Genomic DNA, 19,057 nt, shown 5'->3' with positions numbered 1-19,057 from the left:
GTCGTGTGCCGCCACCTTGGGATGGCGGCGGTCGAGGGTGGCGGCGTACGACATCGGATCGGGCTGTGGGGATGTCGTGTGCCGCCACCTTGGGTTGGCGGCGGTCGAGGGTGGCGGCGTACGACATCGGATCGGGCTGTGGGGATGTCGCGCGCCGCCACCCTCGCGGCGTGCGCCGGAGCGGCTACTCCGAGGCCGCGCGGCGGAGCGACTCCGAGAGCCGGTCGGCGGCGGCGAGCACCGCGGGCGCGTGCATCCGGCCGGGCTGGCGGGAGAGCCGCTCGAGCGGACCGGAGACCGACACGGCGGCGATGACCTTGCCGCCGGGGGAGCGGACCGGCGCGGACACCGAGGCGACGCCCTGCTCGCGCTCGCCGACGGACTGCGACCATCCGCGGCGGCGGATGCCGGACAGCGCGGTGGCGGAGAAGGCGGCGTTCTGCAGGCCGCGGTGCATGCGCTCGGGGTCCTCCCACGCGAGGAGGATCTGCGCGGCCGACCCGGCGTTCATGGTCAGCTGCGAGCCGACCGGGATGGTGTCGCGCAGGCCCGAGGGGCGCTCGGCGGCGGCGACGCACACGCGGTGCTCGCCCTGGCGGCGCCAGAGCTGGGCGGACTCGCCTGTGATGTCGCGCAGCCGGGCCAGGACGGGCCCGGCGGCCGCGAGCAGCCGGTCCTCACCGGCGGCGGCGGAGAGCTCGGCGAGGCGGGGCCCGAGCACGAAGCGGCCCTGCATGTCGCGGGCCACGAGGCGGTGGTGCTCGAGGGCGACCGCGAGGCGGTGCGCGGTGGGTCGCGCCAGGCCGGTGCCGGCGACGAGCCCGGCGAGGGTGGCCGGTCCGGCCTCGAGGGCTGCGAGCACGAGAGCGGCCTTGTCGAGAACGCCGACGCCAGATCCGTTGTCCATATTCCGATATTCTCATCTCAGGGAGTGGGATGCAAGCCGTACAGTCGTTCCACCGCTACAAGCCAGAAGGAGATTCGTCGTGGGCAAGACCCTGTCCGAGAAAGTGTGGGACGAGCACGTCGTCCGCAGCGCCGCCGGAGAGCCCGACCTCCTCTTCATCGACCTCCACCTCCTGCACGAGGTGACCTCGCCGCAGGCCTTCGACGGCCTGCGGCTGGCCAACCGCACGGTGCGCCGCCCCGACCTCACCCTCGCGACCGAGGACCACAACGTCCCGACCCTCGACTGGGACAAGCCGATCGCCGACCCGGTGAGCCGCACGCAGGTGGAGACCCTGCGCAAGAACGCCGCCGACTTCGGGGTGCGCCTGCACCCGCTCGGCGACGTCGAGCAGGGCATCGTCCACGTCGTCGGCCCGCAGCTCGGCCTGACCCAGCCGGGCATGACGATCGTCTGCGGCGACTCGCACACCTCCACGCACGGCGCCTTCGGGGCGATCGCCTTCGGCATCGGCACCTCCGAGGTCGAGCACGTGCTGGCCACCCAGACCCTGACGCAGGCCCGTCCGAAGACGATGGCCGTCACGGTGAACGGCAGCCTGCCCGAGGGCGTCACCGCGAAGGACCTCGTCCTCACCCTCATCACGCACACCGGCACCGGCGGCGGGCAGGGCTACATCGTCGAGTACCGCGGCCAGGCCATCGAGGAGCTCTCGATGGAGGGCCGGATGACCGTGTGCAACATGTCGATCGAGTGGGGCGCGAAGGCCGGCCTCATCGCGCCCGACCAGACGACCTTCGACTACATCGAGGGCAAGCCGGAAGCGCCGAAGGGTGCCGACTGGGACGCCGCCGTCGCGCACTGGAGGACGCTGCGCACCGACGACGACGCCGTCTTCGACAAGGAGATCGAGCTCGACGCCTCCACCATGACGCCGTTCGTCACGTGGGGCACCAACCCCGGCCAGGGTGCGCCCCTGGGGGCGACGGTGCCTAGCCCCGACGACTTCGACGAGCTCAACGACAAGGTGGCGACCGAGAAGGCCCTGCAGTACATGGGTCTGGAGGCCGGTACGCCGCTGCGCGACGTGAAGGTCGACACCGTCTTCGTCGGCTCGTGCACCAACGGTCGCATCGAGGACCTGCGCCTGGCCGCGTCGATCCTGCAGGGACGGACCGTCGCCGCCGACACCCGCCTGCTCGTCGTACCGGGATCGGTGCGCGTGCGGCTCCAGGCCGAGGCCGAGGGTCTCGACAAGGTCTTCATCGCCTCGGGTGCGGAGTGGCGGGGCGCCGGCTGCTCGATGTGCCTGGGCATGAACCCCGACCAGCTCGCCCCCGGGGAGCGGAGCGCGTCGACGTCCAACCGCAACTTCGAGGGCCGCCAGGGCAAGGGCGGACGAACGCACCTCGTCTCCGTGCCCGTCGCTGCCGCCACCGCGGTGCGCGGCACCCTCTCCTCGCCCGCGGACCTCGAGCCCGCCGCGACCCTCCAGGAGGTCTGACCCATGGACAAGTTCACCACCCACACCGGCGTCGGCGTCCCGCTCAAGCGCAGCAACGTCGACACCGACCAGATCATCCCCGCGGTCTACCTCAAGCGCGTGACCCGCACGGGCTTCGAGGACGGCCTCTTCGCGGCGTGGCGCAACGACCCCGACTTCGTGCTCAACAACCCGACGTACGCCGGCGGGTCGGTGCTGGTCGCCGGTCCGGACTTCGGCACGGGCAGCTCGCGCGAGCACGCGGTGTGGGCGCTGCAGAACTACGGTTTCAAGGTCGTCATCTCCTCGCGCTTCGCCGACATCTTCCGCGGCAACTCCGGCAAGGCCGGGCTGCTGGCGGCGCAGGTCGACGAGAAGGTCGTGCAGCGCCTGTGGGACTGGCTCGAGGACCACCCGGGTGGCGAGATCACCGTCGACCTGGAGAGCCGGACCGTCCGAGCGGGCGCCGGTGACGACGCGGTCGAGGACTCCTTCGACATCGACGACTACACCCGGTGGCGGCTGCTCGAGGGACTCGACGACATCGGCATCACGCTCTCGCACGACGCCGACATCACCGCCTTCGAGGCGGAGCGGCCGAGCTGGAAGCCCGTCACTGCCTGAAAAACCCCTACAAACAGGGGCTTTGGTGATTGTTCTCACCCTTCCATGTGCTTAGCGTGCCTTGCAGAGGGTCGAGCACGAGCTCGGCGTCCGAGGTTCATTGGGAAGGGAAGCTAGTGAACAAGTCAGAGCTCATCGACGCGCTCGCCGCGCGTTACGAGGGGAACCGCAAGCAGGCGGCCCACGCACTGGAGTCCGTGCTCGACACGATCACCCGCGAGGTCGCCAAGGGTGAGAAGGTCGCGATCACCGGCTTCGGCTCGTTCGAGAAGGCCGTCCGCAACGCCCGCTGGGTCCGCAACCCGCAGACCGGTGAGCGGATGAAGTCGAAGAAGAAGTCCGTGCCGAAGTTCTCCGCCGGCAAGGAGCTCAAGGACGTCATCTCGGGCACGAAGAAGCTGCCGAAGCTGACGGCCGCCAACATGCCCAAGCCGCCCGGCGTCCGCGCCGCTGCAGCCGCGGTGACGGGCGCTGCCGCCAAGAAGTCCGCGCCGGCGAAGACGGCCTCGAAGTCCACCGCCTCGAAGTCCACCGCCTCCAAGTCCGCCCCTGCGAAGAAGGCGTCCTCGACGTCCTCGGCAGCGAAGAAGACGACCGCCAAGAAGACCACGGCCAAGAAGTCGTCGACCGCGAGCACGGCCAAGAAGGCGCCGGCAAAGAAGACCGCGACCAAGGCGGCCAGCAAGTCGACCGCGAGCAAGTCGAGCGCCAGCAAGACCAGCGCCAGCAAGTCGACCGCCAGCAAGTCCACGGCGAGCAAGTCGACCGCCAGCAAGTCGACCGCCAAGAAGGCGCCGGCGAAGAAGAGCACCGCCAAGAAGAGCACGGCGAAGAAGACCGCGAAGAAGTCCTGACGCACGCAGCCACGTCGCTGCCGCTCCGGGCACGGGCGGGTCACCCCGAGTGGGTGGCCCGCCCTTCGCTTGCCCGCGTGGTGTGCGGGCCGACGCCGGCCAGCAGTGCGGCACCCAGGTCGTCCGGGTCGTCCACGTCCGTGCGCACGCTGGTCGCGGTGCTGCCGACCTCGACGGCTCCGGCGGCTTCGTGCCGCGCCGCGGACGCGACACCGAAGGACGGGTCGAAGCCCTCGGCAGGAGCGGCGTACAACGTCGTCCCCGTGCCGGAGTGGTCGCGCACGAAGGCGGCACGTCCGGACGCGACCTGCTCCCGCACCTCGCCGAGCACCGCGGCCAGCTCGACGGGTCGCAGCCCCGGCAGGTCGGCGCACAGCACCACGGGGACTGCTCCGGGCCAGCGTCGGGTGACTTCCGCGACGGCCTGGACGAGCGTCGCGTTGAGGTCGTCGCTGACGCCGTCGGGGACCACCGCGCAGCCGAGGGTGCGCACCGACTCAGCGAGCCGGTGGTCGTCGGTGACGACGAGGACGGCGTCGACACCGGGTGTGGCCGTGGCGGCCTGGACGGTGTCGAGGGCGAAGGCCTCGGCCAGGTCACGTCTGTGGTCGTCGGCGATCCCGGTCAACCGGGACTTGCCATAGCTGGGCGGCTTGACGGGTACGACGACCACGCAGCGCGCGGATCGGGCATCGGTGGACATCACGACGATTCTCCCACCCGGGACCAGCGTGCCGGTGGGGTCCCCGCCCCCTGTCGACCGAGTAGCCTGCTCGCGACGCAGGCAGCGTCCGGGCGGGGCCCGTGAGAAGAGCACGATCGGGAGGGATGGCGGGTGCGCGTCAGGAAGCTCGAGCAGAAGCGCGGCTGGGCGATGACCGTGGCCGCGACGATCCTCAAGCCGACGCTGCTCAGCGCGACCTCGCGCACGTGGATCGACGGCGAGAAGATCCCGGCCACCGGTGGCTGCATCGTGGTGATCAACCACATCTCCCACGTCGACCCGCTGCTGTCGGCGCACTTCGTCTACGACCACGGCCGGCTCCCGCGCTACCTGGCGAAGTCCGGACTCTTCAAGAACAAGTACCTCGGCGGCTTCCTCAGCTCTGCTGGCCAGATCCCCGTCGAGCGCCTGAGCCGCAACGCGATCGGCGCCTACGACGCCGCGGTGAAGGCGATCGGCGCGGGGGAGTGCATCATCATCTACCCCGAGGGCACGCTGACGCGTGACCCGGACCTCTGGCCGATGAAGGGCAAGACCGGCGCGGCCCGCATCGCCCTGGCCACCGGCTGCCCGGTGATCCCGGTCGGGCAGTGGGGGGCGCAGGAGGTGCTGCCGCCCTACACGAAGCGGCCCCACCTGGTCCCGCGCAAGAACATCGTCATGAAGGCCGGCGACCCCGTGGACCTCGACGACCTGGTCGCGCTCCCCGCGTCCGCGGAGACGACGGCGCGGGCGACCGACCGCATCATGGCCGCGATCACGGCGCTCGTCGCCGACATCCGCCACGAGCCGGCCCCGGAGCAGCGCTACGACCCCCGCAGCAGCGGCGTACGCGAGATCGGCAACCCGCACGACACCGCCCACGACGGGGCCCACCGGACGAAGAGGAAGCGCACCCGATGACGAAGATCGCAGTGTTCAGTGCCGGCTCGTGGGGCACCGCCTTCTCGCTCGTGCTGGCCGACGCCGGCAACGACGTGTCCCTGTGGGCCCGGCGCGAGGAGGTCGTCGACGCCGTCAACGAGCGCCGTGAGAACACCGAGTACCTCCCCGGCATCGAGCTGCCGCCGTCGATCTCGGCGTCGACCGACGCCGAGGAGGTCGCGGCCGACGCGGACGTCGTCGTGCTCACCGTCCCGTCGCAGAGCCTGCGCGACAACCTCACGTCCTGGGCGCCGATCCTGCCCGAGAAGGCGACGCTCGTGTCGTTGATGAAGGGCGTCGAGCTGGGTTCGCTGATGCGGATGAGCGAGGTGATCCAGGAGGTCACCGACGCCTCCGCCGACCGCATCGCCGTCGTCAGCGGCCCCAACCTCGCGCGCGAGATCGCCCGCCGCGAGCCGGCTGCGTCGGTCGTGGCGTGCGTCGACGAGGAGCGCGCCAAGCACATCCAGGCCATCACGCACGGGCCGTCGTGGCGCCCCTACACGTCGGTCGACGTCCTCGGCTGCGAGATCGGCGGCGCCTACAAGAACGTCGTCGGCCTCGCGGTGGGCATGGCCGTCGGACTGGGCTTCGGCGACAACACGACCGCGTCGGTCATCACGCGCGGCCTCGCCGAGACCGCGCGCCTCGCCACCGCGCAGGGCGCCAACCCGTTGACCCTGATGGGTCTCGCCGGACTCGGTGACCTCGTCGCCACCTGCTCGTCGCCCCTCTCCCGCAACCGCACGTTCGGTGAGCGCCTCGGCCAGGGCATGACCACCGAGGAGATCTACGCCTCCACGCGGCAGGTCGCCGAGGGCGCGAAGTCCTGCAAGTCCCTGCTCGAGCTGGCCCGACGCATGGGCGTCGACGCCCCGATCGCCGAGGCCGTCGACGCCGTCGTCGACGGCAAGATGACCGCGCTCGACATGATGAACTCCTTCATCGCCCGCGACACCAAGCCCGAGCTGCACTAGCGCGTCGCCGGCACGACCTCGCACGTCCCGACCGGACCCGTGGCGACCTCGGCCGTCACGGAGGACTTCGTGCCCTCCACGACCCGGTGGCCGTCCTGCCGCTCGATGTCGGACAGCTTGTCCCGGGTCATCGCCTCGACCGACAGCACCATGACGAAGGTCTCCCCGTCGCGCACCGCACCCGGCGGGAGGGTCACCGCGACCGCCTCCTGGCCGATCTGGAGCGACATCCCGACCTCACGGTCGACCTCGGTGTAGCGACCGGGTGCGCACTCCTGGAGGTCGGGCAGGTAGGTGATGTCCGCCGCGATCCCGTGCTCCTCGAGGGCGCGTCGGAGCCCGGCGGCGTCCTCGGGTCGGTTGATCCGGACCTCGATGGTGCCGGCGTTGCCCTCCTGGACGGAGTAGGCGCGGGTGGTGCCCAGGCCGGGCACGAGCACGACCCCGGCAGCCGCGGTGGCGGCGACGCCGGCAGCGAGCGCGAGGGCACGACGGCGCGTACGACGTGCGCCGGAGGCGGCCGACGGGCCGGTCGCCACCTCGCGGCGCAGCTCCGCGAGGAGCCGGGCCTCGAAGGCGTCGAGCTCGGCAGGGGAGGAGGGGGAAGGTGTGCTCGGGCTCATGCGGTCACCTCGAAGGGACTGGGAAGGACGTCCTGGAGCCGGGTCCTGGCACGGTGGTAGCGGACCCGGGCGTTGCCGGCGCTGATGCCGAGGGCCTGTGCGGCCTCGGCGAGGCTCAGGCCGTCGACGGCGACCAGCTCGATGACGGCGCGCTGGTTGTCCGGGAGCCGGTCCAGGGCTCGGTAGAGCTCGCGGGCCGAGCGCTCGCCGTCGATGCGGTCCGCGATCCGCTCGGCGGACTGCTCGTCGAGCAGTGCGCGCCCCGACCACCGGCCGTGCGCCCGCGTCTCGCGCACCCGGCGGCGGACGTGATCGGCGACCACGTTGCGGGCGACTCCGGCGAGCCAGGCCCTCGCGGTGCCATACGACGCGTCGTAGCCCGCGGCGCTGTCGACGACCGCCAGGAAGATGTCCGCGGTCAGGTCGGCAGCGGTGTGGGGGTCGTCCACCCGCCGCGCGACGAAGCGGCGTACCCACGGCAGGTGGGCGCGGTAGAACGCCTCGAAGGCGTCAGCGTCCCGGCCGATGCCGGCCGGGTCGGGCGGTGGCTCCATGCCCGTTCTTCGCCCCATGGCGCCGAAGCGTTACACACGGCTGCCGGAGGGCTCAGCCCACGCAACCGTCCAGCGCGGTGCGGAGGTCGTCCCAGAGGTCCTCGACGTCCTCGATCCCGACGGAGAGGCGGACCAGCCCGTCGGGGATGGTGGCGGCTTCGGCCTTCCAGCGGCGGCGTCGCTCGAGGCTCGACTCGACGCCGCCGAGCGAGGTGGCGTGGATCCAGAGCCGGGTCTTGCGGCTGAGGAGGTCGGCGGCCATCTCGCCCTGGGCGAGCACGATGCTGACGATCGCGCCGAAGCCGGGGTAGCGCACCTCCGACAGCGCGGGGTGCTCGCCGAGGCGGCGTACGAGCTCCTGCGCGTTGGCCTGCGCGCGCTCGACACGCAGGTGCAGGGTGCGCAGGCCGCGCAGGGTGAGCCACGCCTCGAACGGCCCGGGGATGGCGCCGACGAGGTCGCGGCGGCCCTTCAGCACGGCGTAGAGCTCGTCGTCGCCGGTGACGATCGCGCCCATCTGCACGTCGGAGTGCCCGGCGAGGTACTTGGTCGCGGAGTGCACGACGAGGTCGACGTCGTCCTCCAGCGGCCGCTGCAGCAGGGGAGTGGCGAAGGTGTTGTCGACGACGACGTAGGCGCCCGCCTCGTGCGCGGCCTTCGTGATCGTCGGGATGTCCGCGACCTCGAGGGCGGGGTTCGTGGGCGACTCCAGCCACACGAGCGCGGCGCCGTCGCAGGCCGCGACGACTGCGTCGGTGTCGGTGATGTCGACCATCTCGGCGGTCAGCCGACCGCGCGCCTCGAGGTCGGCCAGCTGCATGATCGTGCCGGTGTAGGCGTGCTTGGGCACCACGACCTTGCCCTCCTTGCCCACCAGGTCGAGCACCGTGGCGACCGCGGCCAGCCCGGACGCGAAGGTCAGGCAGCGGCCACCCTCGAGCGCGCCGAGCGTGTCCTCGAGCGCCGTCCAGGTCGGGTTGCCGTAGCGGCCGTACTCCACCTCGCCGCCGGCGACGTAGGTGGCCGCCATGGTGATCGGCGTGTTGAGGGGGGCGTCGGGGACCTTGTCGGGCCGGCCGGCCGTGACGGCGATCGTGCCGGGCCTGAGCGGTGAGTCTGCAGCCATGCGCGCCAGCGTAGGTGGATAGGGTCGAGGCGATGAACGACACCTCCTCGGACAAGACGACCGACCCCCTCGCCGACCCCCGCGCCGACTCGGGCGCGCGCAAGCCGCGCGTGGCCGTCGTCTTCGGAGGCCGCTCCTCCGAGCACGGCATCTCGTGCGTGACCGCGGGGAGCGTGCTGGGCGCGATCGACCGCGAGGCGTACGACGTCGTGCCCGTCGGGATCGCCCCCGACGGCAGGTGGGTGCTGGAGAGCGACGAGCCGGCCCGGCTCGCGATCCGCGGGAGCGACCTGCCGCAGGTCGATGCCGGCCGGTCCCCGGTGGCGCTCATGGGCGCGGCCACCGGCACCGACCTCGTCGTCGCCGAGCCGGCCAGTGTTCCCTCGGTCATCGGCGAGGTCGACGTGGTCTTCCCGCTGCTCCACGGGCCGTGGGGCGAGGACGGCACCCTGCAGGGGATGCTGGAGATGGCCGGGGTGCGCTACGTCGGCTCCGGCGTGCTCGCGTCCGCCATCGGCATGGACAAGGCCTACATGAAGGTCGTCCTCCAGGCCGCCGGGCTCCCGGTCACCCCCGGCATCGTGGTGACCCGCACCGAGCTCGAGCAGGACCCGATCGGCGTCCGCACGCGGGTCGAGGGGCTCGGCTTCCCGTCCTTCGCCAAGCCCGCCCGCGCCGGTTCGAGCATGGGGATCAGCAAGGTGCACGACGCGTCCGAGATCGACGCGGCGCTCGAGGAGGCGTTCCGCCACGACCCCAAGGTGCTCGTCGAGCAGTCGATGGAGGGGGCGCGCGAGGTGGAGTGCGGCGTCCTCGGCACGCTCGAGGGGCCGCCGGAGACGTCCCGTCCGGGAGAGGTGCGGACGGGTGGCGACCACGAGTTCTACGACTTCGAGGCGAAGTACCTCGCCGACCAGCACACCGAGATCGACATCCCCGCCGACGTGCCCGCCGAGGTCGAGCAGGAGCTCCGAGCGATGGCGGTGCGCGCCTTCGACGCCCTGTCGTGCGAGGGCCTGGCGCGGGTCGACTTCTTCGTGATGCCCGACGGCTCGCTCGTGATCAACGAGCTCAACACGATGCCGGGCTTCACGCCGACCTCGATGTACCCCCAGATGTGGGCGGCCACGGGGTTGTCCTACCCGGACCTCGTCGACCGGCTCGTGCAGCTGGCGCTGCGGCGCGACACCGGCCTGCGCTGACCCGTCGGGCGCTCAGAGGCAGGGCAGCCCGTCACCCAGGTGCTGCTTCAGCGCGGGTGCGAGCTCTGCCAGCGCCCGGTCGATGCCCTCCGTGCGGTAGTCGGCCGGCACGAGCACCTCGACGTAGGGCTGCAGACTGAGCGCGATGGGCGTCGCGTCCTCGCCCTGGTCGGTGAGCTGGTCGTCCGGGACGTACCAGCCCACGCCGTCGATGACGTTGCACTCGGCCGTCGGCTCGTAGTCGCCAGGCTCCGGAACGCCGCACGTCAGGACGTACGCCGGGTCGCCCCACGCCGCGCCGAGGGCGTCGGACGGCTCGACGTCGACCCGCTCCTGCCCGGCGAGGGTGTCGGGGAGGTCGGCGACCAGCGCCTCGCAAGCGGCGCGGTCGGCGTCGGAGAGCTCGTGGTCCTCGATCGTCGGGGTGCTGCTGCAGCCGGCGAGGGCCAGCAGCGCGGCTGCGGACACGACGACGCCCCGGCGCCGAATGGGGCCGGGGCGTCGCTCGGACGGCACTGGGACCAGGTGCGGGATCAGATGTGGACGACCGGGCACGTCAGCGTGCGGGTGATGCCGTCGAGGTTCTGCACCTTGGAGACGACGAGCTTGCCGAGCTCGTCGACGTTCTTCGCCTCGGCACGGACGATCACGTCGTAGGGACCGGTGACGTCCTCGGCGAGCGTGACGCCGTTGACCTGGGCGATCTCGCGGGCGACCTCGGCGGCCTTGCCGACGTCGGTCTGGATCAGGATGTAGGCCTGGACGACCATCGTGGACTCCTCGGTCTCGTTCATCGGGTGTGACCGGCACAACCTACCGCGCCGCGCGCCGGCCCCGACAGGGGATGGGTGACAGTGGTCACCACCTGCGTCTGGTGGGATGGGCGCATGGCACCGGCAGCTGACGCAACCCTCGGCGAGGCAGGCGAGTTCGGCCTGATCTCCGAGCTCGTGGAGATCTTCGAGGGCGACGAGCACGTGCTCGTCGGGCCCGGTGACGACGCCGCCGTGCTGCGCATCAAGCACGGCCACGTGGTCGTGTCGACCGACCTGATGGTCGAGGGGCGCCACTTCCGTCGGGACTGGGCCGGGGCCGACGACGTGGGCCACCGGGCCGCCGCCCAGAACCTCTCCGACATCAACGCCATGGGTGGCACCGCCCGCCACCTCACCATCGGCCTCGCGGCCCCCGCGGACCTCCCGGTGGCCTGGGCGCTCGACTTCGCCCGCGGCTTCGCCGAGGAGTGCGCGAGCATCGGCGCGACGGTCGTCGGAGGCGACGTCACCCGGGCCGACCAGGTCATGATCGCGGTCACCGTGCTCGGCCAGTGCACCCAGTCACCGGTCCTCCGCTCGGGCGCCCGGCCCGGCGACGTCCTCGCGCTCACCGGTCGGCAGGGGTGGGCCGCAGGCGGCCTCGCGGTCCTCGGCCGTGGCTTCCGGTCGCCGCGGGCGCTCGTCGAGGCCTACCGCCGCCCGGAGCCGCCGTACGCCGCGGGCAGGCAGGCCGCCGAGGCCGGGGCGACCGCCCTCATCGACGTCTCCGACGGCCTCCTCGCCGAGGCCGGGCACATCGCGGACGCGAGCGGCGTCGCCATCGACGTACGCACGAGCGCGTTCGAGGTCCCCGAGCCGCTCCAGGCCGTCGGCGCCGCCCTCGGCGCCGACCCGCTGCAGTTCATCCTCGGCGGCGGGGACGACCACTCGCTCCTGGCGACGTTCCCCGACGCCTCGTCCGTCCCGCTTGGCTGGCACGTGGTCGGCGAGGTCACCGAGGGGGAGGGCGTCACCGTCGACGGCGGGGAGTACGACGGCCCCACCGGGTGGACCCACTTCTGAGGCTCCCGCGGCGTGAGTCTCTCGGAGACCCACGCCGACTTGTCGAGGGATCCGTCAGGCCCGAGCAGGAACGACGAGGCCCCCGCCGCAGTGCGACGGGGGCCTCGACGAAGAAGACGTCAGGTCAGCGCGAGACCTTGCCGGCCTTGAGGCAGCCGGTGCAGACGTTCAGGCGCTTGGGCGTGCCGTTGACGGTCGCCCGGACGCGCTGGATGTTGGGGTTGAAACGACGCTTGGTGATCTTGCGCGACCAGGGACGGTTGTTTCCGAAGCCCGGCTTCTTGGCGCAGATGTCGCAGACGGCAGCCACCGTGCACTCCGATCCGTTCGAGGTTGATAGATGTTCATCAGGCCCGCACCCCGCCGGAAGCGGCAGCAGGCAACCGCGCAAGAGTAGCCGAGGACCTGCGACGAGATGAAATCGCAGGGCCCGTGGGTGCCGGGCACTACCCTGTGGCGCGCACCACATCGTACGACGAGGCGGCCGCAGCACCACGTCCGAGACAGACACAGCACCACCGAGCACACCCGGGAGCAGACCGACGCGATGGAGCACGTCACCCACGGCATCACGCTGGACGGCGTCGCGCGGTTCGTCGAGATCGCGACCGACGCGCTGTCCTCGGCCCGCGAGGAGATCGACGCGCTCAACGTCTACCCCGTGCCCGACGGCGACACCGGCACCAACATGTTCCTCACCGTCTCGGCGGCCCGCGACGCCCTGCGCGAGGCCCGCGCGAGCGACCCCCAGCTGTCCCTCGGCGACGGGATGGCCGTGCTCGCCCGGGCCGCGCTCATGGGGGCGCGGGGCAACTCCGGGGTGATCCTCAGCCAGATGCTGCGCGCCTACGTCCACCACCTCGCCGGTGCCGCGATCGCCGACAGGCCGGCGGAGACCATCGCCGCCGCGATGGCCGAGGCGACCGAGGCCAGCTACGCCGCGGTCGGCACCCCGGTCGAGGGCACGATCCTCACCGTCTCGCGCGCCGCCTCCGACGCGGCGCTGGAGACCGCTGCGCGCGGCGCGCGGACCCGCGACGTCTTCACGGCGGCGGCTGCCGCGGCGCGCGCGGCACTCGCCCGTACGCCGGAGCAGCTCGAGGTGCTCGCCCACGCGGGGGTCGTCGACGCCGGCGGCCGCGGGCTGTGCGTCGTGCTCGACGCGGTGGAGACGACGGCCACCGGCCGCCGACCCACGCCGTGGTCGGCGCCGATCGGCACCCACCTCATCCCGGTCGCTGCGGCGCCCCCGGGCGACGACCTGACCGAGGACGGCCCGGGCTACGAGGTGATGTACCTCCTCGACGCGGACGACCAGCACGTCGCCGACCTCCGGTCGGCCCTCGCCACGCTCGGCGACAGCCTCGTCGTGGTCGGCGGCGACGGCCTCTGGAACGTCCACGTGCACGTCGACGACGTCGGCGCCGCCATCGAGGCGGGGATCACCGCAGGTCGCCCCCACCGGATCCGGGTCACCCACTTCGCCGACCAGGTGGCGGCCGGGCGGCAGCGCGCATCCACCCGCGCGGGGCGCAGGGTGGTCGCGGTCGCCGCAGGTCCCGGGCTGGCCGCGCTGTTCGAGTCGGCGGGCGCGGTGGTGGTGGCCGGCGGGCCGGGACGGCGCCCGTCCACCGGCCAGCTGCTCGAGGCCATCACCGGCTGCGGTGCGTCCGAGGTCGTGGTCCTCCCCAACGACGGCGACACCGTGCGCGCCGCGGAGATCGCGGCCCGCACGGCCGAGGCCGAGCACGACGTCTCCGTCGAGGTGATCCCGACCCAGGCCCAGGTGCAGGGCCTGGCCGCCGTCTCGGTGCACGAGCCCGGCCGGGCCTTCGACGCAGACGTCCGCGAGATGACAGCGACCGCCCGTCATGCTCGTCACGGCGCCGTCACCGTGGCTGCGCGCCGCGCGATCACCATGGCCGGTCCCTGCGAGCCCGGTGACGCCCTCGGCGTCATCGCCGGTGACTTCGCCGTCGTCGGGACCGACCTCGAGGAGGTCGCCACCGACGTGCTCGAACGCCTGCTGGCCGGCGGTGGCGAGCTGGTCACGATCGTGTCGGGCGAGGACGGCGAGGAGCTCGCGCAGAGGGTCGCCGCCCACGTCGAGGAGCGCCACCCCCACGTCGACGTCGCCGTCCACGACGGCGGCCAACCGCGCTACCCGTTGCTCGTCAGCGTCGAGTGACCGGCAGGATCTCCGCATGGTCGCGATCACCCCGGACAGCCCGATCGGCGCGGTGTTCGGCAACAGCCACAAGAAGCGCAAGCTCGCCGAGGAGGGCCTCGGGCTGAGGACGGTCGGCGACCTCCTGCGCCACTTCCCCCGCCGCTACGTCGCCGCCACCGAGCTGACCGAGGTCGCCACGCCCGTCGTCGGTGAGCAGCTCACGATCGTCGGCGAGGTGCGCTCGTGCGAGAGCGCGCCGTTCTTCAGCGGCAACCGCCGCCAGTTCCGTACGACGGTGCGCGTCCGCACCGAGGGCCCCGACTTCTCCATCACGCTGTTCAGCCCCTACGCCAACCTGGCCGAGCGACACGAGGCGGAGTTCCGCCCGGGCACCCGGGCGATCTTCACCGGCAAGGTCAAGCAGTTCCGGGGGAGCTGGCAGCTCGAGCAGCCCCACGGCTTCGCCCTCGACGGCGAGGAGGCGGTCTCGATGAGCAAGCTCATCCCGATCTACCCCCTCACCGCCAAGCTCTACTCGTGGGACCTGCAGAAGGTCGTCTCCGCCGCGCTCGACCTGGTCACCGGGGTGCCCGACGTGCTCACCCCCGAGCTGCGCGAGCGGTTCGAGGTGCTCGACGTCATGCGCGCGCTGCGCTGGGTGCACGCGCCTGACGACTGGGCGCAGGTCGGCGCCGCCCAGAAGCGCTTCCGCTTCGAGGAGGCGCTGGTCCTCCAGCTCGTCCTGGCCAGGCGGCGCGCGGCGCACCGCGCCCAGGGCGCCCGCGCCCGGTCCCGGCGTGACGACGGGCTGCTGGCCTCCTTCGACGCGCGGCTGCCGTTCGAGCTGACCGGCGGCCAGCGCGAGATCGGCGACCTCGTCGCCGACGAGCTGGGTCGGGACCACCCGATGAACCGCCTGCTGCAGGGCGAGGTCGGCTCCGGCAAGACCCTCGTCGCGCTCCGCGCGATGCTCCAGGTCGTCGACGCCGGGGGACAGGCCGCGCTGCTCGCCCCGACCGAGGTGCTCGCCCAGCAGCACCACCGCTCCATCTCCGCGATGCTCGGCGACCTCGCCCAGGGCGGCATGCTGGGAGGCGACGCCGACGCCACCCAGGTCGTCCTGCTGACCGGGTCGATGGGCAAGGCGGCCCGCCAGGAGGCGATGCTTCGCATCGTCACCGGTGAGGCCGGCATCGTCATCGGCACCCACGCCCTCCTGGAGGACAAGGTGGAGTTCGCCGACCTCGGCCTGGTCGTCGTCGACGAGCAGCACCGCTTCGGCGTCGAGCAGCGGGCCGCCCTGACCGACAAGGCCGGCACGCCTCCCCACGTGCTGGTCATGACCGCCACGCCGATCCCGCGCACCGTCGCGATGACCGTCTTCGGCGACCTCGAGACGTCGGTCCTCGCCGAGCTGCCGGCGGGGCGTGCCCCGATCCAGACCAACGTCGTCCCGCTGGCCGACCAGCCGTCGTGGATCGACCGGGTCTGGCAGCGGGTGCGCGAGGAGGTGGAGCAGGGCCACCAGGCCTACGTCGTGTGCCCGCGGATCTCCGGTGACGCGGGGGAGGAGGGTGAGACCGACCAGCTCGACTTCGACGAGGACGGCGCCGACATCACCCCGCGCCGCCCGCTGGCGGCGGTGGAGGACGTCCACGCCGAGCTGGCCGCCGGCCCGCTCGCCGGGCTCCGCACCGCGGTCCTCCACGGACGCATGGCCCCCGACGACAAGGAGCGCACGATGCGCGCCTTCGCCGCCGGCGAGATCGACGTCCTCGTCTCGACCACGGTCATCGAGGTCGGGGTCGACGTCCACAACGCCACCACGATGGTGCTCCTCGACGCCGACCGCTTCGGCGTCTCCCAGCTCCACCAGCTGCGCGGCCGCGTCGGTCGAGGTGGCCTGCCCGGGCTCTGCCTGCTGGTCTCCCACGCCGAGCTCGGCACGCCCGCCCGCGAGCGGCTCGACGCCGTCGCGGCGACCACCGACGGCTTCGAGCTCAGTCGTGTCGACCTCGAGCAGCGACGCGAGGGCGACGTGCTGGGGGCCAACCAGTCGGGCTTCCGCTCCGGACTCGTCACACTTCGGGTATTGCGCGACGAGAAGACGATCGTCCGCGCCCGGAACGCCGCTGAGGCGCTACTCTCCGAGGATCCTGCGCTCGCACACGCGCCCGCCCTGGCCGACGCCGTCGCCGAGGTGGAGCGCTCGGCGGCGTCGGAGTTCATGGAGAAGGGCTGACCACGGGGACATGACTCGCATCATCGGGGGCACGGCGGGCGGCCGCCGGCTGGAGACGCCGCGCGGTCAGACGACCCGTCCGACGAGCGACCGCGTGCGTGAGGCGCTGTTCTCGGCGATCGAGTCCCGCACCGGCTCGCTCGACGGGCTGCGCTTCCTCGACCTCTACGCCGGCTCCGGTGCCGTGGGGCTCGAGGCGTGGTCGCGGGGCGCCGGCGTCGTGACGATGGTCGAGCACGACCGCCGCACCGCAGCGCTGATCACCCGCAACGCCGCCACCCTCGGCTTCTCTCGCGCCCGGGTGGTGGCCGCCTCCGTGTCGACGTTCCTCGCCTCACCTCCTGCCGCGCCCTACGACGTCGTGTTCTCCGACCCGCCCTACCCGATGTCCGACCAGGACGTCGACGCCGACCTGGCCGCACTGGTGGCCCACGGATGGCTCGTGCCGGGTGCCTTGGTGGTCGTCGAGCGCGCGGCCAAGCGCACGGTCGTCACCTGGCCGTCCGGCATCGAGGAGGACCGCACGCGGCGCTACGGCGAGACCGCGCTTTGGTACGGTCACGCCACTCCGGCACCCTGATCCCCGACGGGAGCAGAGCCTCCGCTCAGTCCCAGCCCGACAGGAAGGACGTCAGTGCGTCGCGCTGTCTGCCCCGGGTCGTTCGACCCGGTGACCAACGGCCACCTCGACATCGTCGGTCGTGCCGCGAAGCTCTTCGACGAGGTCGTCGTCGCCGTCGGTGTCAACATGAGCAAGAACCGGCTGTTCACGCCCGACGAGCGCATCGCGATGCTCCGCGACGCCACCTCGGGCCTCGCCAACGTGCGCGTGTCGGGCTTCGACGGGCTCATCGTCGACTTCTGCCGTGAGATCGAGGCCGTGGCCATCGTCAAGGGGCTCCGCGGCGCCGGCGACTACGAGTACGAGCTGCCGATGGCGCAGATGAACTCGCACCTCACCGAGGTCGAGACCGTCTTCCTCCCGGGCGCCGTCGGCAACGCCTTCGTCTCCTCGAGCCTGATCAAGGAGGTCGCCGCGCTCGGCGGCGACGTTCGTGGGCTCGTTCCCGAGACGGTCCGCGAACAGCTCGTACGCCGTCTCGCCGAGCGCCGGGCCTGATCCGTCGCACGGCGTCCACCCGTCCCATCCGCCACTCGTTTTGCCCCGCTGGCCGGGCGACGGATACGATTCCGAGGTTGTGTTGGTGTCCAGAAGCAGGAGTTCGACGTGAGCAGCCTGGACCCGAGGGCGCCGCTCGTGCTCGATACTCGCGAGCTCGGCCGCCGCCCGGGGTCCCAGCGTGAGCTCGAGCTCTCGGTTCCGGCGCCGGCACAGCTTGGTATCGAAGTCCTCTCTGTCCCCGAAGGGTCGCCGGTCGAGCTCGACCTGCGCCTGGAGGCGGTCATGGAGGGCGTGCTGCTCACGGGAACGGCCACGGCCGCGCTCGAGGGGGAGTGCGTACGGTGCCTGCAGCCCATCGAGGACGAGATCCACGTGGACCTGCAGGAGCTCTACGTCTACCCCGACCAGCACGACAAGGCCGCGGAGCACGACGACCACGACCTCGACGACGAGACCAGCCGGCTCGAGGAAGACCTGCTCGACCTCGAGCCACTGCTGCGGGACGCGGTGGTGCTCGCACTGCCCTTCCAGCCGCTGTGCATGGACGATTGCCCGGGATTGTGCACCGAGTGCGGTGCGCGGCTCGCGGACGACCCGGACCATTCACACGAGGCGCCGATCGACCCGCGCTGGGCAGGGCTGCAGCAGCTCCAGCAGGACACGCAGCAGGACACGAAGCAGGGCCCCCAGGACTGACCACCCCGCCGGGAATCCCCGGTGGAGCATCAAGCAACAGGAGACAACCATGGCTGTTCCGAAGCGGAAGATGTCGCGCAGCAACACGCGTCACCGCCGTTCGCAGTGGAAGGCCGTCGCGCCGACCCTCGTGACGTGCGCCAACCCCGCCTGCGGCGCCAAGCACCTCCCGCACCGCGCGTGCGGCCAGTGCGGCCAGTACGGCGCCAAGGCCGACCGTCGCCAGGTCCTCTGACCACCGACGAGCTCCGCGCAGCGCTCGGTGATCCGGTCCTGGATCCCGAGCTGCTGCAGCGTGCCCTGACCCACCGCTCGTTCGCCTACGAGAACGGGCAGATCCCGACCAACGAGCGCCTGGAGTTCCTCGGGGACTCCGTGCTCGGGGTCGTGGTCACGGAGACGCTCTACCGCGCCCACCCGGACTTCAGCGAGGGCCGGCTGGCCAAGCTGCGGGCCGCGGTCGTCAACGCGCGCGCCCTCGCCGACGTCGCCCGTCAGATCGGGCTCGGCCAGCACATCAAGCTCGGGCGAGGCGAGGAGACCACCGGCGGTCGCGACAAGGCCTCGATCCTGTCCGACACCGTCGAGGCCGTCATCGGCGCGATCCACCTGAGCGGCGGCATCGACGAGGCCGCCAAGGTCGTCCACCTGCTCTTCGACCCGGTGATGGAGGCCGCGGCGTCCATGGGTGCCGGCCTCGACTGGAAGACCTCCCTGCAGGAGCTCTCCGCCGACCTCCAGCTCGGCGTCCCGGAGTACCTCATCGAGGACGACGGGCCCGACCACATGAAGACCTTCGTCGCCCGCGTGCGCGTCGGCGACCAGGTCCTCGGCAACGGCACCGGCCGCTCCAAGAAGGAGGCCGAGCAGGGCGCCGCCGAGACCGCCTACCGCGAGATCAAGGCCGCGCACGCCAACGGCCAGCCCGTGCCGGACGCCGCGTCGGCGCCCGTCGTGGCGCCCGCCGCCACCGGCTCCGACGCCTGAGCC

General features: G+C 72.2%; 22 protein-coding genes. 14 read left to right on the top strand and 8 right to left on the bottom strand.

Annotated elements, in window-relative coordinates:
• Positions 1–184: 184 nt before the first annotated feature.
• Positions 185–907 carry an IclR family transcriptional regulator gene (locus AC3A3L_RS19485; protein WP_090972091.1) on the bottom strand — a complete coding sequence of 241 codons (723 nt, stop codon included), beginning with the start codon at positions 905–907 and terminating at the stop codon, positions 185–187.
• Between the two features lie 79 nt (positions 908–986).
• Here AC3A3L_RS19485 and leuC point away from each other — a divergent pair, with 79 nt between their 5' ends.
• From leuC to AC3A3L_RS19470, 3 genes are all read left to right on the top strand, one after another.
• Positions 987–2,411, top strand: a complete 1,425-nt coding sequence (gene leuC, locus AC3A3L_RS19480) for a 3-isopropylmalate dehydratase large subunit (RefSeq protein ID WP_487641688.1) — start codon at positions 987–989, stop codon at positions 2,409–2,411.
• Positions 2,412–2,414: 3 nt separating this feature from the next.
• The gene (gene leuD / locus AC3A3L_RS19475; RefSeq protein ID WP_487641687.1) at positions 2,415–3,014 is read left to right on the top strand and encodes a 3-isopropylmalate dehydratase small subunit; all 600 of its coding nucleotides are present in this window, start codon (positions 2,415–2,417) and stop codon (positions 3,012–3,014) included.
• Between the two features lie 116 nt (positions 3,015–3,130).
• Positions 3,131–3,868 (top strand): HU family DNA-binding protein, encoded by a 738-nt coding sequence (locus tag AC3A3L_RS19470; RefSeq protein WP_487641686.1) that lies wholly within the window; start codon positions 3,131–3,133, stop codon positions 3,866–3,868.
• A 40-nt stretch (positions 3,869–3,908) separates the two neighbouring features.
• Here the strand turns inward: AC3A3L_RS19470 and cofC are convergent, their stop codons facing one another.
• Complete coding sequence (gene cofC, locus AC3A3L_RS19465; protein WP_487641685.1) at positions 3,909–4,571, bottom strand: 2-phospho-L-lactate guanylyltransferase; 663 nt, start codon at positions 4,569–4,571, stop codon at positions 3,909–3,911.
• Between the two features lie 132 nt (positions 4,572–4,703).
• Here cofC and AC3A3L_RS19460 point away from each other — a divergent pair, with 132 nt between their 5' ends.
• Both AC3A3L_RS19460 and AC3A3L_RS19455 read left to right on the top strand, forming a co-directional pair.
• Entirely contained in the window at positions 4,704–5,495 is a 792-nt protein-coding gene (locus tag AC3A3L_RS19460) for a lysophospholipid acyltransferase family protein (protein WP_487641684.1), read from the top strand.
• On the top strand, positions 5,492–6,493 hold the full coding sequence (locus AC3A3L_RS19455; protein WP_487641683.1) for an NAD(P)H-dependent glycerol-3-phosphate dehydrogenase: 1,002 nt from the start codon (positions 5,492–5,494) through the stop codon (positions 6,491–6,493). Before AC3A3L_RS19460 ends, AC3A3L_RS19455 begins: the two co-directional genes overlap by 4 nt.
• On the opposite strand, the gene AC3A3L_RS19450 is transcribed toward AC3A3L_RS19455, so the two are convergent.
• The 3 genes from AC3A3L_RS19450 to AC3A3L_RS19440 are packed head-to-tail and all read right to left on the bottom strand — an operon-like array spanning position 6,490 to position 8,796.
• Positions 6,490–7,116, bottom strand: a complete 627-nt coding sequence (locus tag AC3A3L_RS19450; protein WP_487641682.1) for a hypothetical protein — start codon at positions 7,114–7,116, stop codon at positions 6,490–6,492. The two genes, AC3A3L_RS19455 and AC3A3L_RS19450, sit on opposite strands and share 4 nt — an antisense overlap.
• Entirely contained in the window at positions 7,113–7,670 is a 558-nt protein-coding gene (locus AC3A3L_RS19445) for an RNA polymerase sigma factor (RefSeq protein ID WP_487641681.1), read from the bottom strand. Before AC3A3L_RS19445 ends, AC3A3L_RS19450 begins: the two co-directional genes overlap by 4 nt.
• A 52-nt stretch (positions 7,671–7,722) precedes the next feature.
• Positions 7,723–8,796: a trans-sulfuration enzyme family protein gene (locus AC3A3L_RS19440; RefSeq protein WP_487641680.1), complete on the bottom strand. Its 1,074-nt coding sequence runs from the start codon at positions 8,794–8,796 to the stop codon at positions 7,723–7,725.
• Between the two features lie 32 nt (positions 8,797–8,828).
• Here AC3A3L_RS19440 and AC3A3L_RS19435 point away from each other — a divergent pair, with 32 nt between their 5' ends.
• The gene (locus AC3A3L_RS19435; RefSeq protein WP_487641679.1) at positions 8,829–9,998 is read left to right on the top strand and encodes a D-alanine--D-alanine ligase family protein; all 1,170 of its coding nucleotides are present in this window, start codon (positions 8,829–8,831) and stop codon (positions 9,996–9,998) included.
• Positions 9,999–10,010: 12 nt separating this feature from the next.
• Here the strand turns inward: AC3A3L_RS19435 and AC3A3L_RS19430 are convergent, their stop codons facing one another.
• Both AC3A3L_RS19430 and AC3A3L_RS19425 read right to left on the bottom strand, forming a co-directional pair.
• Positions 10,011–10,466: a DUF3515 domain-containing protein gene (locus AC3A3L_RS19430; RefSeq protein ID WP_487641678.1), complete on the bottom strand. Its 456-nt coding sequence runs from the start codon at positions 10,464–10,466 to the stop codon at positions 10,011–10,013.
• 65 nt (positions 10,467–10,531) lie between these two features.
• On the bottom strand, positions 10,532–10,768 hold the full coding sequence (locus tag AC3A3L_RS19425; RefSeq protein ID WP_090972075.1) for an Lrp/AsnC family transcriptional regulator: 237 nt from the start codon (positions 10,766–10,768) through the stop codon (positions 10,532–10,534).
• Positions 10,769–10,885: 117 nt separating this feature from the next.
• Between AC3A3L_RS19425 and AC3A3L_RS19420 the strand changes: the two genes are divergently transcribed.
• Positions 10,886–11,836 (top strand): thiamine-phosphate kinase, encoded by a 951-nt coding sequence (locus tag AC3A3L_RS19420; protein WP_487641677.1) that lies wholly within the window; start codon positions 10,886–10,888, stop codon positions 11,834–11,836.
• Between the two features lie 124 nt (positions 11,837–11,960).
• On the opposite strand, the gene rpmB is transcribed toward AC3A3L_RS19420, so the two are convergent.
• Positions 11,961–12,146: a 50S ribosomal protein L28 gene (rpmB, locus tag AC3A3L_RS19415; RefSeq protein WP_056602600.1), complete on the bottom strand. Its 186-nt coding sequence runs from the start codon at positions 12,144–12,146 to the stop codon at positions 11,961–11,963.
• A 237-nt stretch (positions 12,147–12,383) separates the two neighbouring features.
• Here rpmB and AC3A3L_RS19410 point away from each other — a divergent pair, with 237 nt between their 5' ends.
• The 7 genes from AC3A3L_RS19410 (at position 12,384) to rnc (ending at position 19,054) form a co-directional block, all read left to right on the top strand.
• The gene (locus AC3A3L_RS19410; protein ID WP_487641676.1) at positions 12,384–14,024 is read left to right on the top strand and encodes a DAK2 domain-containing protein; all 1,641 of its coding nucleotides are present in this window, start codon (positions 12,384–12,386) and stop codon (positions 14,022–14,024) included.
• A gap of 16 nt (positions 14,025–14,040) precedes the next feature.
• Positions 14,041–16,248, top strand: a complete 2,208-nt coding sequence (locus AC3A3L_RS19405; RefSeq protein ID WP_487641675.1) for an ATP-dependent DNA helicase RecG — start codon at positions 14,041–14,043, stop codon at positions 16,246–16,248.
• A 10-nt stretch (positions 16,249–16,258) separates the two neighbouring features.
• On the top strand, positions 16,259–16,828 hold the full coding sequence (rsmD, locus tag AC3A3L_RS19400; protein WP_487641674.1) for a 16S rRNA (guanine(966)-N(2))-methyltransferase RsmD: 570 nt from the start codon (positions 16,259–16,261) through the stop codon (positions 16,826–16,828).
• Positions 16,829–16,882: 54 nt separating this feature from the next.
• On the top strand, positions 16,883–17,368 hold the full coding sequence (gene coaD, locus AC3A3L_RS19395) for a pantetheine-phosphate adenylyltransferase (RefSeq protein ID WP_487641673.1): 486 nt from the start codon (positions 16,883–16,885) through the stop codon (positions 17,366–17,368).
• 108 nt (positions 17,369–17,476) lie between these two features.
• Positions 17,477–18,067 carry a YceD family protein gene (locus AC3A3L_RS19390; protein ID WP_487641672.1) on the top strand — a complete coding sequence of 197 codons (591 nt, stop codon included), beginning with the start codon at positions 17,477–17,479 and terminating at the stop codon, positions 18,065–18,067.
• A 49-nt stretch (positions 18,068–18,116) separates the two neighbouring features.
• A complete protein-coding gene (rpmF, locus tag AC3A3L_RS19385; RefSeq protein ID WP_254180256.1) occupies positions 18,117–18,302 on the top strand; it encodes a 50S ribosomal protein L32 in 186 nt (61 codons plus the stop codon).
• Entirely contained in the window at positions 18,257–19,054 is a 798-nt protein-coding gene (gene rnc, locus AC3A3L_RS19380) for a ribonuclease III (protein WP_487641671.1), read from the top strand. The genes rpmF and rnc overlap by 46 nt, the downstream gene beginning before the upstream one ends.
• Positions 19,055–19,057 lie beyond the last annotated feature (3 nt).

It is taken from the genome of Nocardioides sp. Soil_C_8, assembly GCF_057656315.1.
This window is presented reverse-complemented; position numbering and strand designations above follow the sequence as displayed.